The sequence below is a fragment of the Galactobacter sp. genome (assembly GCF_022712295.1).
Taxonomy (GTDB): Bacteria; Actinomycetota; Actinomycetes; order Actinomycetales; family Micrococcaceae; genus Galactobacter.
Genome location: NZ_JALAGT010000123.1, coordinates 1 through 16471 on the forward strand (window position 1 = coordinate 1; position 16471 = coordinate 16471).

Genomic DNA, 16471 nt, shown 5'->3' on the forward strand with positions numbered 1-16471 from the left:
CGGAGGCACCGACCCCGCCGAGGGCTCCGCCCCGACGCAGCACCAGGGTCGCATCCGCGACGGCGTGCACTGCGCCCTGGCCGCGGACGTGGTAGGTCCGGGACACGTCGGTGACGGTCAGTGCCATGTCCGACGATCCGTCCTCGTCTTCCGCCTCGTCCTCGCCCGCCGCCGGCGCGGCAGCCGTCGCGTCGATGCCTGGCGCGGCGTCCACCGACGGGGTCGCCGCGAGCAGGGCCTGCGTGTACTCGGCCTTCGGCGACGCGAGCACGCCTGCCATGGTTCCGCGTTCCTCGACCTGCCCGGCCCGCATGACCACCACGTCGTCGCACAGGGCACCGGCCAGTCCCAGGTCGTGGGTGATGAAGAGCATGCCCATGCCGCGTTCGTCGCGCAGAGTGGTCAGTAGCCGCACGATCTCCGCCTGGGTGGTGACGTCGAGGGCGGTGGTGGGCTCATCACACACCAACAACTCGGGGTCACCCATGAGCGCACCAGCGATCATGACGCGCTGCAGCTGACCGCCGGAGAGCTCGTGCGGGAACTGATCGAAGTGGTGCTCCGGCCGGGGAAGCCGCACGGCCTCCATGAGTTCCAGCGCCTTGGTCTTGGCCTGCGCGGTCGACAGCGAACCGTTCAGACGCTGCGCCTCGGTCAGGTGATCCCCCAACGTCCGCACCGGGTTGATCCCGGAGCGAGCGTCCTGGAACACCATGGCCACCTTGGTCCTACGCAGCTGCCGAACGGCCGCGGCCGAGGAGGTCAGCACGTCCTGCCCATCCACCTCCACGCGACCGGAGAGCTCCGCCTTGTCCGGGAAAAGTCCCAGCGGTGTGCGGGCGGTCAGGGACTTCCCCGAACCGGACTCCCCCACCAGTCCCACGGTGCGGCCCGGCTCCACGGTCAGCGAGATCCCGTCCAACAGGCGTTTCCCTCCTGGGACACGCGGGGAGGAGGGCACGTCCAGGGTCAGGTCCTGGATGTTCAGCAGTGTCATGAGTTCTTCCCTCCACCGATTCGCTCCGCGAATTCCTCACCGAGCACGTTGACCGCGACGACTACCAGCACCACCGCGATGGCGGGGACGGCGACGGGCAGGTAATGGGCGCTGAGCAGTCCGACCTGGGCCTCGTTGATCATCGCGCCCCAGTCGGCCGTGGGCGCCTGCACACCCAGGCCGAGGAAGGACAGGCCGGCCAGTTCCGCGAGCACGTAGCCGAAGTTCAGCGTGGACTGCGCACCGACCAGGGGCGTGACGTTGGGCAGCACCCGGGTCAGCGCGATCCGGCCTCCGCCGAAGCCCTGCACCCGGTAAGCCGAGACGTAGGGCAGGTTCTTCTGCGCCATCACCTGCTGACGGGTCAGGCGCGCCACGATCGGAGCGTAGGCGATGCACATGGCGATCACCGGGGCCACGAGTCCCTTACCGAACAAGGCCACAGCGAGCATGGCAAGCAGCAGTGCGGGAAACGCGAAGAGCAGGTCGAAGACCCGGGCAAGCACGGCGTCGACCCAGCCGCCGCGCCACGCGGCCAGCAGACCGAGCAGCATGCCGAGGATCGTGGATCCCACCACCACCAGCAGCGGGCCCAACAGCGCGGTCCGCGCACCGTAGAGCATGCGGGAGAGCAGGTCACGCCCCAGGTTGTCCGTGCCGAACCAATGAGCCGCGCTGGGTCCGTCGTAGAGACCCATGAGGTCGATCTCGTCCGGATCGTACGGGGATATCCAGGGGGCCAGCAGTGCAGCAAGCACCGCGACGCCCAGAATCACGGCGGAAATCCACACGAAGACCTTGCCGCGCAGCCCGAAGCTCAGCAGCTTCTTGCGGCGCAAACCGTCCTCCGACACGCGGTGCCCGCGGTCTCCGCGGGGGCCGCCGGCGCCGCCGGTGCCGCCGGTGCCGTTGCCGACGCCACCGGGCACATCGCCGTCGGGCATGGGATTCTGAATCTGAGCAGTCATCGGGCACCAGCTCCTGCCGCGCTACGGGGGTCGATCAAGGGTTGGAGCAGGTCCACGATGGCATTGACCACCACGAACGCCGCGACCACCAACAGGGAGATGGCCTGGACAACGGGGAAGTCCAACCGGTCCACCGACTGCACCAGCAGCTGCCCCATTCCGGAGAGGCCGAAGGCCGTCTCGATGATGGCGGAGGAGACCAGCAGGCCGGCCACGAGCATGCCCGAGACCGTCAGGATGGGGCCGAGCGAGTTGCGGAACACGTGACGTGAGACCACCTGGGCCCGGGTCAGGCCTCGGGAGGTGGCGACCTCGACGTGTTCGCGGCTCATCTGGTCGATCATGGCGGAACGTGTCGCCTTGCCCACCAGCACCATGTAGGCCAAGGCGAGCGCGAGAGACGGCAGGATCAGGTGTCTCACCAGGTCCCAGAACCCCTCACCTGCCCCGAAGGAGGGGAACCAGCCCAGCTGCACGGCAAAGAAACCGATGAGCCCGATCGCGGCCACGAAGCCGGGGATGGCACCGAAGACCGTGAGAGTGGTGACCACGGTCCGATCCACCCACGTGCCGCGCTTCAGGGCTGCGACGACGCCGGCCAACAGCCCGAAGATCGTGATCAGCAGGGCCGAGATCACCACAAGACCCAGAGTGACGGGAAGCCGGTCCCAGAGCACCGAGGTCACGTCCTGCCGGTACTGCAGCGAACGTCCCAGGTCCCCGGTGAAGAGCCCGCCGAGCCAGTGGAAGTACTGCTGCCACGCGGGTAGGTCCAGGCCGTACTGCTCGGTGACCATGGCGACGGCCTCCTCGGAGGGCTTACGGCCACGCAGCAGGAAGGCCACCGGGTCGCCAGGAACCAGGAAGCGGGAGAAGAAGATGAGGATGGACGCCAGGAACAGCGTCAACAGGAGGCCGCCCAGTTTTCCGAGCAGCGCGCGAGTGCGATTCATGATGTTCCCCTCCGGCTCATCGCGCCCCGAGGGTCGCGGCCCACGGGTAGTACATGAAGTTGATGGACGGGGACAGACCGGTCACCCGGTCGGAGAGATAGACCATGGTGGGTGGCTCGTAGTACGGCAGCCACGGCACCTGCTCGGACATGATGCCGGCGGCCTCGGCGCTCAACGCCGCACGTTCGTCGTCGTCCTGCGTGGCCAGGGCCTTGTTCACGACCTTGTCGAACTCCGGGTCGGACCAGTTGCCGTAGTTGCTGAACTCGCCCTCACGCATCACGGAGAGCAGTTCCAGCGGGTCCGGACTGGAGTTGTACCACTGGGTGAAGAACAGGTCCACACCCTTGCGTGCACTCGGATCGGAGAACAGCGTGGTGTAGGCGTTGACCGTCATGGTCTTGATCTTGGGCTTGAGCCCGATCTCCTTCAGTGCCGCCGCGGTGGCCTGTGAGGACACGGTCGCGTCGTTGCCCAGCGGGGCGGTCGCGATGACCACCTCCTGGCCCTTCACACCGGCGTCGTCGATGAGCTTCTTGGCCTGCTCCACGTCATGCGGGTAGCTGGTCACGTCCGTCTTGACCTGCTGTTGCACGCTCTTGGACGAGTTCTCCCAGAGGGAGGTGGCTACGGTGGAATCGGCCAGGGTGCCGTAGCCGCCGGCGCCCGCCTTGAGGATGCCCTCACGATCCAGCGCCATCATGGCGGCCTGGCGTACCTTGGGGTCGCCGAGTGGCCCGGAAAGATCGGAGGCGACCATCGCGGTCACGGTGGCGTTCTTCCCGAAGTAGACGTCCCCACCGGTTCCGGCGCGCAGCTGCGGAACGGCCTCGGCCGGCACCATCCAGGAGCCGTCCACCTCGCCGGACTTCAGCGCGTTGATGCGCGCGTTGGCGTCCGGCATGAACTGGAACGTGAAGTCCTGGCTCTTGGCCGCAAGGTCCTTGTCCCAGTAGTCGTCGAAGCGCTTGAGGTGGATGGAATCCCCCGAGGTCCACTTGTCGAATTCGAAGGGGCCGGTGCAGTTGACGCCGCCCTTGGAGTTGCCGTAGTCCTTGCCCTTCTCCTTCAGGGTCTTGGCGGATTCCACGACGCCGGAGACGTTGCCCATGGCCTGGTTGAACATGGCATCCGGCTTGTTGAGCTTGACCGTGACCTCCAGGTCACCGGTGGCTTCGATGCTGTCCACGTTGGCGTAGGAGGCGTACCAGAAGGAGCCCACGGCCGGGTCAAGGTGCCGCTTCATGGACGCCACGGCGTCGTCCGCAGTCATGGTGGAACCGTCGTGGAACTTCACCCCATCGCGCAGGTGGTAGACCCAGGTCTTGGGGTCCGGATTGTCCCAGGACTCGGCCAGGCCGGGGCCGAGCGACAGATCTGGTTCCCAACGCAGCAAGGATTCGCAGACGTTGGAAAGAACTTGATTATCGGGGTAATCAAAAGCGTATGCGTAGTCCAGGCTGAACGGCTCGGCGTACACGGCCCAGGTGACCTGGTCGATGTCCCCGGCGGGCTTCTCCGTGGTCTGCGTCAGTTCCCAGTCGGAGATGGCCCCCTTGGGAGCGCCACAGGCTGCCAGGCCCATGAGGGCCACGGCGCTCGCGACAGCGAGCCCGCCTCGCCAACCGAAGGCCCGACGTGGTGCATTGGACCCCCGCGCGTGCCGCGCGGTGCGCTCGACGCGGCTCATGCGGGCTGCCCCGCGTCAGCGCGATCGTAGACCTTCTCGCCCTGGATCCAGGTGGAGTCCACGGTGACGGTGTGCAGGTCCTCGGGCTCAGCAGCGAACGGGTTGGGGTCCAGCACCACGAGGTTCGCCAGGTAACCCTCGGCCACCGTGCCGGTGTCGGCCTCGCGGTGGGCCACGCGGGCCGAGCCGGAGGTGTAGGCCGCCAGGAACGTCGCCACGTCGAGGCACTGCTCCGGGCCGGTCAGGATCGGCAGGTCCGCGCCCTCGGGACTGCGACGGTTCACCGCCACGTGCAGCGCCTGGATCGGGTCCTCCGAGGAGATGGGCCAGTCAGAGCCGGCTGCCAATGGGATACCGGCACGAACCAGGTCACCGAACGGATAGTGGCGTTCCTCGGCACCCTCACGCAGGAACGGCAGGCCGAGTTCGTCCAGCTGCGGCTCATGAGTGGCCCACAACGCCTGCAGATTGGCGGTGGCGTCGAGCTCGTTGAAGCGTGGGACCTCGGCCTCGTCCACCATCTGCAGGTGGGCCAAGTGATGGCGGTGGTCGTTGGGGCCGTTGGCCTCGCGCGCGGCCTGGACGGCGTCCAACGCCACCCGCACGGCGCGGTCGCCCAGGGCGTGGAAGTGGCACTGGAAACCGGCGGCGTCCAGCAGCGTGACGACCTTCTTCAGCCGTTCCGCCTCGACGAAGGTGAGGCCGTGGTTGTCCGTGGCATGGCCGGAGTGGTCGTGGTACGGGCTGAGCATGGCTGCGGTGTGGTCCTCCACCACGCCGTCCACCATGATCTTGATGGTCGAAGGGTCGTAGGCGGGGGCCAGGCCGTCGGCGAGCGCCCTGTCCCGCTTGGCGGTGAGTTCTGCGACCTGCTCGTCGATGTCGTCCACGCGGGTGCGATCCCACCAGAGGGAGCCGCGCACGTGGACCTTGAGGCTGCCCTCGTCGATGGCGCGGCGGTAGATGCGCTCGGTATCGGTGATTCCTGAGAGGTCGGCACCGACCAGTGCGTCGGTCCAGCCGGTGATGCCGTGGCGGATCAGGCGTTCCTGGGCGGTGAGCAGGCCGGCCAGGGCCTGGTCGTCATGGATGGCCGGTCGGACGGCATCGAAGAGGTTGGTTGCGCCCTCGTGGAAGGTGCCCTGGGGGAAGCCGTCCGCCTCGCGTTCGATGCGTCCGTCGGCCGGGTCCGGGGTGTTCGCGTCGACGCCGGCTGCGCGCATGGCCGCGGTGTTGGCCCAGGAGCCGTGGTGGTCGCGGTTGGAGAGAATGGCCGGGCGGTCGCCGGTCAGTCGGTCCAGATCATGACGGGACGGGGTGCCGCCCGGGAAGTGGTCCATGGACCAGCCGCCACCCACGATCCATTCCTCGTCAGGGTGGGACTCTGCGTAGGCGGCGATGGCGTCGTAGGCCTCCTGCGCGGATTCCGCCTCGGTCAGGTCGCACTGCAGCATCTCAAGTCCGCCGGAGAGCGGGTGGATGTGGGCGTCCTGGAAGGACGGGGAGAGAAGCTTGCCCTGCAGGTCCACGGTGGTCTTGGCCCCGGCCAGCAGGCCTGCGGCCTGTTCCGACCCGCCCTGCTCGACGGCGGTAATGCGTCCCCCGCTGACCGCCACCACCGCGTCGGTCAGGGGTTCCCCGGATCCCGTGAACACTGGGCCGCCGTGGAAGACGACGTCAGGGGATTCTGGCTTCGCGCCGGAGTTCTGGGCGGTGGTTGCTGCGGGGTTCGGCATGGGACCTCGTCTCACGTGGGTGGTTCTCGACGACGTCCCGAGAGCAAGTGCTGTGGCACTTCCTGCCTGGGCGTCGCGTGATGGCTTCTGGATGAGACTAGGGTCACTTTCGTTACGAGTCAACAACGTTGACAACGTAGTTGACGAGAGTTTTCACGACCGCAACATTTCCGCAGGCGCACAAGATGCTTCGACGTCACGGGGCGCGAACCGGCGGATGGCATGATCAAGGCAGACCAATTCATCAGGTTTCCCCCAAGGAGTTTTCCCGTGCCGTCCACCAAGGCAGCGCCGTCCACCGCGCCGACCGGATCGTCGCGCGTCCGCCTCGACCCGGACACCATCCTCGAGGCGGTGCTGACGCTGACAGCGCGTCCCGGGGTGACGAGCCTGAACGTCCGCGAGCTCGGCCGGGAACTCGGCTGTGACCCCACCGCGATCTACCGGCACTTCCGCGGCAAGGACGATCTGCTCAACGCAGCACTCGACCGACTGCACACCCAGGTTCTGTCCCGGATCACCGCCGACCCCGAGGACTGGCGGCAGCGGCTGCTCCAGCTCGTGAACGCCACCCTGGACCTGTTCGCGGCCCATCCGGCCATCGGCATGGAGGCCATCAACACCACCACCGATGGACCCGGTGAGCGCGCTGCCGTGGAGTTCGTCCTCGATGCCCTGACCAGGGCCGGGCTGGACGAGGCTGAGGTGGTGCGCTTCTACGCCGTGCTGTCGCAGTACGCCATGTCCTCGGCCGCCGGCCTGGCCCGATCCGTGGCGCATGGTCGCAGCGACGACAGCTCGTGGTTCGAGTCCGCAGGCACCAGTTCGCCGGAGGATCACCCGCGCCTGGCCGCGTTGGGGCCCCAACTGCGCTCGCTCACCGAACGCGAGCCCGTCTCATTCGGCCTGGACCTGATCCTGGACGCCGTGGAGCGCGCTGCAAACTAAGTGGCGCTCAATCCTCTGAGACGGAATCCCCCGACTCGTCCGTCCCGGACCCCCGCCGCTTGAAACGCGCACGCAGCCAGAGGGTCAACACCAGCAGCCCCACGGTGGGAACCCACAGCAGGACCTCCTGATACCAGGTGTGGTCGACGCCGCGATTGGCGAAGAACGTCCCCAACCCGCCGATCAAGGACACGACGGTGATCAGGGCGCAGATCTCCCACAACGGGACGCGGGGTATGGATGGGCGTGACACAGCTTCAAAGCCTACCGGGCCACGCCCGCCCTCACTTCACGAGTTCCACCGCCGCGTCGGGCTGATTCACCCGCACCGTGAAGGTCTCCTCGAGGTAGAGCGTGATGGAGTCGGCGTCGTGGGACGTGTAGCCGATCGAGGCATCGCGGCCCAGGTACAGCGTCGCGTCTCCGCCCCGACGGGACACCAGCAGGGCCGACGTCGCAGCCGGAGCCCACAGCACGTCTCCTCCGTAGAGCAGCGCCTTGACGATATCCAGCAAGGGGCGACCATGATTGGTGGTCTCGGCGACCTGCGTGTAGAGATCCTGCGGCAGCACCAGGTCGTAGGGGCCCTCGACGTCTCCCAGGCGCAGGATGTTCACGGCACGGGCCACGGCGTCGTCGATCTCGGTCAGTTCCGCTGACATCTGCACCGGGTCGTACACGGAAGCACCGGTGAGGCCAGTGATGCCGGCGCGGTCCCAGCCGTGCAGGATGGCGCGGTCCTCGATGTCCACGAGCTTGCCAACCGCATCATCGACCTCGTCCCAGGTGAGGTCGATGGCGCCACGTTCCACGTCATCCACATCCTGGCGCGACACCGTGAACGGCACGCGCACCTGCGCCAGCTGCTGGTTGCGGTAGAGCCGCGCCTGCGAACCGTTGCTGGTGGTGCTGGGGTCATCCAAGTGGCCGATCCCGACTGCGGCGAGCGCGGGACCACCGGCCTCGGGAACGTCCACGACTCGACGTCCGGCCGCGCGCAGGGCGAAGGTATCGCGCGCCTCGGAGTCGATCTGAGCCCAGGCGGCCTCCGAGATGGGGGCCAGTTCGCGATGGAGATTGTTCATGGCGTCCTCCTGAAAAGCTGAAGTTGGTTGAGAGTGAAGAGGTTCACGGCCGTTGCGGGCGGCCACGCAACCCACCGATGCCGAGGCTGCCGTCCGTTTGGCGTTCGCTGCTCGACGGCAGGGGCGCGTCCTCCACGGTTTCCGCGCCCCCGGAGGGGGCCGGGACCGCGGCAGGTGCGGCGACCGCGTCGGGCGAGGCCGCATCGTCGGGCATGGGGTTCTCCGCATGTTCCGGGACGACGTCCAACAGATCCGGGTCGTCGAGCTCGTCCTGACTCGGGACGAAGAACAGCGATCCGGTCTCTGCGGTGGAGAAGTCCAGGATGCGGTCGTAGGTGCCGGGCGGATCACCGATGAACATGCGCTCCAGCATGGTCTCCGTGGTGGTGACATCCGCCGCATAGCCGATGAAGTACGTGCCGTAGGTGCCGTCTGCGACCTTCCCGAAGGGCATGTTGTCCCGCAGGATCTCGCGCTCGTTCCCGTCCTCGTCCTCGATCACGTTGAGAGCGAGGTGGGAGTTGGCGGCCTTCTCCTCGTCCGGGATCTCCATGTCGGAGAGTTTGGTGCGACCGAACGCCTCCTCCTGCTGCTCCACCTTGAGACCGTGCCAGCCGTCCATGTCGTGCGTGTAGCGCTGCACGATCACGTAGGAGGAACTGGGATGGGCATCATCGGGTCCGGTGAGCGCGACGTCTTCCGCGACCACTCCCCGGGGATTCTCGGTTCCGTCCACGAAGCCCATCATGTTGCGGGCGTCCCAATACCGGAAGCCGTGGACCTCGTCGATGGCGTGTGCGATCCCCCGGAAGCGGAAGGCCAAGCGGTGGGCCAGCTCGAAGCAGAGGTCCATGCGGCCGGCACGGATGTGGAAGAAGAGATCGCCAGGAGTGGAGGGCGCCTGGTGCGTGCCACCGTCCAGGGCCTTGAAGGGGTGCAACCCTGCCGGACGCGGCGCGGTGAAGGCGCGGTCCCAGAACTCGGCGCCGAGTCCGGTGACGCAGGTGAGGTTGCCGTCCAGAGACCGAATGCCCACGGCGCGGATCAGGCCGGAGACGTCAGCCAACGCCTCACGTGCGGCGGCCGCCTGCCCGTCCTCGACGGTCATCACCAGGAAGATCGCCGCAGGCGTCATGGGCGTGAGAACGGGCTGCGGGAGTGGGGGCCGCGGGACCATGGGCTTGGCCGACCTGCTTTCTACACGGACACTGCATCAACTGCTGTCATGCACCATCCAACCCCTCCGACGTGTCATGGTCAAAGGCCTGACTCACAGCACCCCGTAGTGTGACCAACAAACGTTGATTCGTGCGAACACTAGCCGTTCCCTGCGCCGTCGATCTGCCGCCGAAAGGTCCTCCTCCTGCCTTGACCTCAACCACCGTTGATCTCATCCTCGCCGCACTTCCCATGCTCGGGCTGGTCGGGATGCTCGCCTTCCGGGTGCGGCCGGCCAGAGCCGCTCTGATCGCCATCGGTGTGGCGCTGGCCCTTTTCCCGCTCTTTCCACTGACCGGCACAGCGGTTGATGAGCAGGCCGCATCGCTGGCGTCCAGCACCCTGGCGGTCATCTTCATCATGCTCGGCGGGATCCTGGTGTCGCAGATGCTCGAGGTCTCGGGCGCTCAGGAGAGGATCAGCGACTGGTTGGCGAAGGCCGCCCGGACCAGGGCCCGGACCGTGCTGCTGCTCGGCCTGGGGGTGGCGCCGCTTGCCGAGTCCATCATCGGTTTCGGAGTCGGTGTCGTCACCACCGTTCCACTGCTCTTGAGGGCAGGCCTGAACCCCACCAAGGCCGCGACCATCGCCCTTCTCGGAATCATCATGGCCCCATGGGGTTCCATGGCTCCGGGAATGTTGCTGGCCTCCGGCCTCAGTCACCTGAGCCTCTCCGAGTTGGGCTCATGGTCCGCGGTCTTCAACCTCCCCGTGCAGCTGGTCATGGGCGCCACCATCCTGTGGGTGGGAGTGGGGGCCAAGAAGGCCGTCAGGAAGCTTCCGGAACTCCTCTTGATGACCGCCGTGATGTGGGGGTCCCTGCTGGCCGTCAGCCTGTGGATCACCCCGGCGCTGGCCGGAATCATCGCCTCCGCGTTGGGGATCGTCACCCTGCTGCTCCTGTCCAGGATCAGGAGTGCTCCACTGCCCAAGATGGCCCCCTCCACGAGGCGCGCCTTCCTCCCCTACGCGCTGCTGATCGTGTGCATGCTCGGTGTGATCACGCTGTCCCGTCTCGTGGATCTCGGTGGGTGGGAAACCTTCCTGACCAGTCCCGGCCTGTGGATCATGGTCACCGCTGCCGCTGCCCCGTTCATCCTGCGCATGGGCGGAACGGAAACCGGATTCGCCCTGCGCAGGGGCGTGCGCACCTGGTTCCCGGCGTGCTCCGTCACGCTGCTCTTCATCGTGTTCGGCGCCGTCATGGCCACCAACGGGATGAGCGCCACCCTGGCCGAGGGAGCCGCCGACCTCGGGGTCGCGTTCATCCTGCTTCTGCCGTTGATCGGCGCGATCGGCGGATACGTCACGAACTCCGGAAGTGGCAGCGCCGCGTTATTGACCTCCGGCATCGCAGAGACCACGCACGCGCTCAACGCCGACCTCGGCGTCGCTCTGGCGGCCCAGAACGTTGCCACGGGCGCGGCCATCATGGCATGTCCCGCAAGAATCACGGTGGCAGAGGCCATGGCCAACAACGGGGCCGGTGCGCAAGACACCGCGTCGCGAGCCGATACGGGCTGGATCACTCGCGTGGTCCTGCTGGCCGATCTCGTGGTCCTGGCCATCCTGACGCCCATGACGGCTTGGCTCCTCCTGAGCTGACGTCCCGCCCAGCGGTTCACGTTCTTGACAAGGCTCACGGCATCGTGTGACCTGGACCAATCGGAGACCGACCAGTTGGTCTGCGACTCGCACGCATCGCTCCCAACCGAGGGACTCTCTATGGCCAAGAAGCTCACCCTGGACAACGCCACCCCCACGGGCCACATCCATGTCGGCAAGGGGCTCGAAACCGGCGCCCTCGGCGTGGTCGGCTCCACCGTGATCGGGCTGGCGTCCACGGCACCGCTGTACTCGCTCGCCGCAACGTTGGGATGGGTCATCCTCGCGGTGGGAGGACAGGCGCCTCTGGTCTTCATCGTGGCCTGCATCCCGATGATCTTCGCCGCCCTGGCCTACCAGGAGCTCAACCGGGAGATGCCCGACTGCGGCACCACCTTCGTCTGGGGGGCCAAGGCCTTCGGCCCCGTGATCGGCTGGATCGGCGGCTGGTCAGTGGCGGTGGCCTCCATCATGGTGCTCGCCAACGTCGGCGAGATCACCGGACAGTACTTCTGGCTCCTGGTGGGCAACGAGGAGTTCGCGGATTCCCGGCCCATCGTGGTGATCACGTCCGTGATCTTCATGGCGATCATGACGCTGATCTCCACTGCGGGCGTCCAGATGGGCGAGCGCATGGAGATGGTTCTCATGGGCATCCAGATTCTCGCCATGGTGCTCTTCGGCGTCCTGGCTCTGGTCCACTCCCTGGACGGCACCAACGCCGGCTCCGTGGACTTCGACTGGAACTGGTTCAACCCCGCGGAACTGACCTCCTGGTCCGGCTTCATGGAGGCCGTGCTGCTTGCCCTCTTCATCTACTGGGGCTGGGACACCTGCCTTGCCCTGAACGAGGAGACCAAGAACCCCCGCAAGACCCCCGGCCGCGCGGCGATCTCCTCCATCGTGGTGTTGATCGTGCTCTACGTGGGTGTGTCCGTGGCCGTCATGATGTTCCTCGGTGTGGACGGCATCAAGAATGCCGAGAACCTGGATGACGTCTTCTCCAACCTGGGCGACGTCCTCTTCGGCCCCTGGGGCTGGTTCCTGCTGCTGGCCGTGATGCTCTCCGCAGCCTCATCCACGCAGACCACCATCCTGCCCACCGCGCGCGGAACGCTGTCCATGGCCGTCTACCGCGCCCTACCGTCCAAGTTCGCCTCGCTGCACCCCAAGTTCAAGACCCCGTGGTTCTCCACGACCATGATGGGTGTCGCCGCGATCGTGTACTACGTCGGCATGTCCATCCTTTCGGAGGACATGTTGCTGGACTCCCTGACCTCCATGGGCCTGGCCGTGGCGCTGTACTACTCCATCACGTCCTTCGCCTGTGTCTGGTACTTCCGCGACACCCTGCGTGACAGCGCCCGCAACCTCTGGCTGCGCGGCATCCTTCCCGCGTTGGGCGGCCTGCTGTTGGCCTACGCGTTCGTGCAGTCCGCCATCGACATGTGGGACAAGAACTACGGCAACACCGTGCTGCTCGGCGTGGGCGGTTCCTTCGTCATCGGCATCGGCGCCATCCTGGTGGGCTTCCTGCTGATGGGCATCTGGTGGCTGCGCCCGCACTCCAAGCCCTACTTCGCAGGGGAATCACTCAATCGCGACACCCCGGTGCTGGTTCCGGAGGAGTAGGCGGGTCAGTCGCCCCTCCCCTGCCGGCTCACGGTCATCGCCACACCGGAGACCAGCAGCAGCCCGCAACACATCCACACCGCGCCGGCGGCCCCGGCTGCGGCCACGAGTCCTCCCAGCGCGGGAATCACAACCTGGCCCAGCCGGTTGCCCATCAACCGCACAGCGAGCGCCGACCCGCGCCATGAGGCCGGTACGGCCTGGCTGATGGCGCTCATGGTCAGCGGCTGTCCTATGCCCAAGAAGAAGCCGCCGATCACCAGCAGCACCCCGGCGGTCACCACGCCGCCCGTCCCCGACCACAGCAGCAGCGCCACCGGCGGGAACAGCAGCGTGATGCCGGAGGCGAAGAGGCACCACAGCATCAGCGGACGCCGCCCCACCCTGGCCGTCATGGCGGGCAGCGCGATGCGGCACAGGATCGACGCCGCCGCCCGGAGGCCGAGCAGTGTTCCGACGACGCCCGGACCCACACCGGCCTGCTCGCCGACCAGCGGCAGGAACGCGGTCAGGATGTCCAACATCGAGAGCAGGCTCAGCGCCGCCAGCATCGTCACGGGAATCCCCGGCGTGCGCAGGATGGCCCACATGGTGGGCTTGGCAGCGTTGGATTCAGCGCCGCTGATTCCAATGCCCGACGACGCGGAGTCGCCTTGCGCGCCGTGCCGCGCCGAGCCGTCGGGCATGGTCACGGCGCCTGCGGCGCCGAAGGAGAACAGGAACGGCAGCGCGCCTGCGGCCGAGATCAGGGTGCCGATCCACAGGGTGGCGCCGACGCCGAGGTGTTCAACGAACCATCCACCCAACACCGGGCCAAGGAACTGGCCCGTGGAGAACGCCGCGGTGAACCAACCGAATCCGGCGTCCATGCGCTGTGGTGAGGAGTACCGGGCCACGGCGGTCTGGCCGGTGATGGTGAAGACCAGGTGGCCGAGCCCCAGCAGGGCGCTGGCCACGAAGACCAGGGCCACGTCTGGAGCCAAGGCGAGCCCCAGGCCACCCAGCCCCAGGAGCAGCGCACCCGAGACGAGCAGCAGCCGCAGGCCACGGATGCGGTCGGTGAGACGCCCCAACCAGATGGCCACCACCAGAGGGATGATCGCGTAGGCCGCCGTCGTGGCGCCCACGGCCCCTGCAGCCGCGCCGAAGTCCAGAAGCTTGTACGTGGTGACGGGGCGCAACAGGTTCACGCCGGTCTGCGTGAGAACCGCCGCAGCGATGAGGATCCAGAGCCACGACGTGCTGTTGCGGTCCTGGCTCCTGGTCATGGCTTCATCCAATCATTTCAGCAGGCTCCCCGGTCCCAACGTCGGCGAGAATTCCAATGCAGGCGCAGATGCGGCTTCTGCGCCTGCACTGGAATTCTCGCCGACATCAGGTTCCGTGTACCCCACGAAATCATTCGGTGGGAAACCTCCAGCGTTTTCGGGATCCCAACGGCGTTGGATCCGCGCACCTATGGTTGCGTCCTCAAGTTGCCCACGTGGTGTGAGAATCAACTTTAGTTTCGTTAAGCGGGATCTTTCAGCCGTGGTCGCGATGCAACGTCTCCTTGACCGTGCGGGTCTCGCAGCGCATGCCGACCTTCTCCGTGGCCTCGCTCACGGCAGCAGCGCGACCTTGATCTCACGGCGCTCGTCCATATCCGCATACGCCGCCGGGGCCTCGTCCAGCGGGCGGGTCCGGGTGAACACACGCCCCGGGTTCACCTTGCCCTCCAGGATCAGGGTGATGAGTTCGGGAAGGTAGCGCCGCACGGGTGCAGCGCCGCCTGCCACCTGCACACCGGTGCGGAAGAGCAGCTCGCCGGGGATGTTGACGTCATGGGAGACACCAACGAAGCCCACCTTTCCGCCAGGACGTGCCGAGTGGATGGCCTGCAGCATGGCCTCCTGCGTCCCCACAGCCTCGATCACGCCGTGCGCACCATAGCCGTCGGTCAGCTCCTTCACGGCGGCGGCGCCCTCGTCCCCGCGCAGCTCCACGATGTCGGTGGCGCCGAACTCGCGCGCCAGAGCCTGGCGGTCCGGGTGGCGGGAGAACACGATGACCCGTTCTGCACCCATGGCGCGGGCGGAGAGGACCCCGAGGAGTCCCACCGCGCCGTCGCCCACCACCGCGATGGTCTTGCCCGGCCCGGCGCCGGCAGAATCTGCCGCGAACCAGCCGGTGCCGAAGACGTCAGAGGCGGCCAGCAGCGAGAGCAGCACGGCGGGATCGGCGGGCTTCCCACCGGGCACCACCACCAGCGTGCCGGCCGCGTCCGGCACCCGCACGTACTCGGCCTGGGCCTTGCCCACCCCGTGGCCGTTGGGGCACACCGACTGGAAGCCGGCCTGGCACACCTCGCAGGTGTTCTCCGAGGTGCAGAAGGAACCCACCACGAAGTCCCCCACCTCGAGCGCCGGGTTCAGTGCGACAGCCTCGGGCCCCAGCTCGGTGATGGTGCCGACGTACTCGTGCCCCATGCGACGAGGACGGGGAATGTCGTTGATCCCGCGGTAGGTCCACAGGTCGGAGCCGCACACGCAGGCGGCCTCCACCTTCAGGATGGCGTCTGTGGGCTCTTCGATGCCGGGGTGTTCCACGTCCTCCACACGGACGTCGCGTGGGGCATGAATGGTGGTGGCGCGCATGGGTACCTCCAAGAAAACTGGATTGAGATCCATCAGGGATCAAGAACGCAGGGCCTCGTTGCCCATCGCGTCCACACTACGGCCCGGGCCTCCATCGAGCCTCCATGAATCCCACATTCGACTCACCCGAACATGGCTTCGCCCCTCCCTTGTGGCACCGACCACACCGAACCGCCAAGATGAACCCATGACGTATGCGGTCTCCCGGCACGATGCAGTGCCCTACTCCACCCCCGCCCACCGCGAGGAACCCCTACTGCTGGACCTCGTGGTCCCGGCAACCGGGGCTCCGGCTCCCGTGGTGATCTGGCTCCACGGCGGTGGCTGGTGGACCGGCGACCGCACGCTCGCCCCGAACCTGGAGGACTTCGCCGCCGAGACCGGTCTGGCCTTCGCCTCCCTGGACTACCGTCTTTCCGGCGAGGAGATCTTCCCCGCCGCATGGCTGGACCTCCGCGCCGCCATCCGTTGGCTGGCGGCCAACGCCGCCGAATATGGGCTCGACGGCGGGCGCATCGCCACGTGGGGTTCGTCGGCCGGCGGCCACCTGGCCGTCCTGTCGGGCGTCACCGGGCACCTGCCCCTGGTCCCCGGGGAGGGGCCCGACGTCGTCGGGCAGCCCCTGCCTCGCCTCGCCGCCGCGGCGGCCGGCTACCCGCCCGTTGACCTCACGACCGTGGTGGAGAACACCCCCGCCGAGCGTCGGGCAGGTTCCCCGGAGGCTCGGTTCCTCGGTGGCCTACCGGAGGAGCGTCCAGAGGCAGCCGCCGCGGCCTCGCCCCTGACCTACATTGCGGAAGCCACGGCCACCGCACCGCCGTTCCACCTGGCCCACGGCGAGCAGGATTCCCTGGTCCCCGTTGACCAGTCCGTCCGCCTCGCCGAGGCCCTGACCAACGCCGGGATCCCAGTGGAGTTGGCGGTCCTTCCCGGCTACAACCACGGCTTCCTCAACCCTCCGGGGCGCCCCGACGTCCCCACCCCGGCGGCGCTGGAGGAGGGC

General features: G+C 67.4%; 14 protein-coding genes. 4 read left to right on the plus strand and 10 right to left on the minus strand.

Translation table 11 applies throughout. The annotated features are described in order from the left end of the window. From Q0A15_RS09395 to Q0A15_RS09415, 5 genes are all read right to left on the minus strand, one after another. Nucleotides 1-997 (minus strand): ABC transporter ATP-binding protein (locus Q0A15_RS09395; protein WP_291279269.1); only part of this gene is annotated, 997 nt, incomplete at its 3' end. Beyond that, nucleotides 994-1965, minus strand: a complete 972-nt coding sequence (locus Q0A15_RS09400; protein WP_291279270.1) for an ABC transporter permease — start codon at nt 1963-1965, stop codon at nt 994-996. The genes Q0A15_RS09395 and Q0A15_RS09400, both read right to left, overlap by 4 nt. Beyond that, entirely contained in the window at nt 1962-2918 is a 957-nt protein-coding gene (locus Q0A15_RS09405; RefSeq protein WP_291279271.1) for an ABC transporter permease, read from the minus strand. The genes Q0A15_RS09400 and Q0A15_RS09405 overlap by 4 nt, the downstream gene beginning before the upstream one ends. Nucleotides 2919-2934: 16 nt before the next feature. Further along, nucleotides 2935-4608, minus strand: a complete 1674-nt coding sequence (locus Q0A15_RS09410) for an ABC transporter substrate-binding protein (protein WP_291279272.1) — start codon at nt 4606-4608, stop codon at nt 2935-2937. Beyond that, nucleotides 4605-6344 carry an amidohydrolase gene (locus Q0A15_RS09415; protein ID WP_291279273.1) on the minus strand — a complete coding sequence of 580 codons (1740 nt, stop codon included), beginning with the start codon at nt 6342-6344 and terminating at the stop codon, nt 4605-4607. Before Q0A15_RS09415 ends, Q0A15_RS09410 begins: the two co-directional genes overlap by 4 nt. A 270-nt stretch (nt 6345-6614) precedes the next feature. Here Q0A15_RS09415 and Q0A15_RS09420 point away from each other — a divergent pair, with 270 nt between their 5' ends. Then, nucleotides 6615-7292: a TetR/AcrR family transcriptional regulator gene (locus Q0A15_RS09420; protein WP_291279274.1), complete on the plus strand. Its 678-nt coding sequence runs from the start codon at nt 6615-6617 to the stop codon at nt 7290-7292. A 7-nt stretch (nt 7293-7299) separates the two neighbouring features. Here the strand turns inward: Q0A15_RS09420 and Q0A15_RS09425 are convergent, their stop codons facing one another. Genes Q0A15_RS09425 through Q0A15_RS09435 form a run of 3 tightly spaced genes read right to left on the minus strand, consistent with a single transcriptional unit; the run spans nt 7300 to nt 9554 of the window. Continuing rightward, nucleotides 7300-7545: a hypothetical protein gene (locus Q0A15_RS09425; RefSeq protein WP_291279275.1), complete on the minus strand. Its 246-nt coding sequence runs from the start codon at nt 7543-7545 to the stop codon at nt 7300-7302. A 31-nt stretch (nt 7546-7576) separates the two neighbouring features. Then, nucleotides 7577-8377, minus strand: a complete 801-nt coding sequence (locus Q0A15_RS09430; protein WP_291279276.1) for a family 1 encapsulin nanocompartment shell protein — start codon at nt 8375-8377, stop codon at nt 7577-7579. Nucleotides 8378-8420: 43 nt separating this feature from the next. Next, entirely contained in the window at nt 8421-9554 is a 1134-nt protein-coding gene (locus Q0A15_RS09435; protein WP_291279277.1) for a Dyp-type peroxidase, read from the minus strand. 191 nt (nt 9555-9745) lie between these two features. On the opposite strand from Q0A15_RS09435, the gene Q0A15_RS09440 reads away from it, so the two are divergent. Continuing rightward, on the plus strand, nt 9746-11200 hold the full coding sequence (locus tag Q0A15_RS09440; protein WP_291279278.1) for an L-lactate permease: 1455 nt from the start codon (nt 9746-9748) through the stop codon (nt 11198-11200). A 120-nt stretch (nt 11201-11320) separates the two neighbouring features. Then, the gene (locus tag Q0A15_RS09445) at nt 11321-12832 is read left to right on the plus strand and encodes an APC family permease (RefSeq protein WP_291279279.1); all 1512 of its coding nucleotides are present in this window, start codon (nt 11321-11323) and stop codon (nt 12830-12832) included. A 5-nt stretch (nt 12833-12837) separates the two neighbouring features. Here Q0A15_RS09445 and Q0A15_RS09450 read toward each other — a convergent pair whose 3' ends face one another. Together Q0A15_RS09450 and Q0A15_RS09455 are read right to left on the minus strand one after the other, a co-directional pair. After that, the gene (locus Q0A15_RS09450; RefSeq protein WP_291279280.1) at nt 12838-14100 is read right to left on the minus strand and encodes an MFS transporter; all 1263 of its coding nucleotides are present in this window, start codon (nt 14098-14100) and stop codon (nt 12838-12840) included. A gap of 333 nt (nt 14101-14433) precedes the next feature. Beyond that, nucleotides 14434-15468, minus strand: coding sequence for a zinc-binding dehydrogenase (locus Q0A15_RS09455; RefSeq protein ID WP_291279281.1), 1035 nt, complete (start codon nt 15466-15468; stop codon nt 14434-14436). 187 nt (nt 15469-15655) lie between these two features. Here Q0A15_RS09455 and Q0A15_RS09460 point away from each other — a divergent pair. Continuing rightward, the coding region (locus tag Q0A15_RS09460) for an alpha/beta hydrolase (RefSeq protein ID WP_291279282.1) at nt 15656-16471 on the plus strand (816 nt) is incomplete at its 3' end.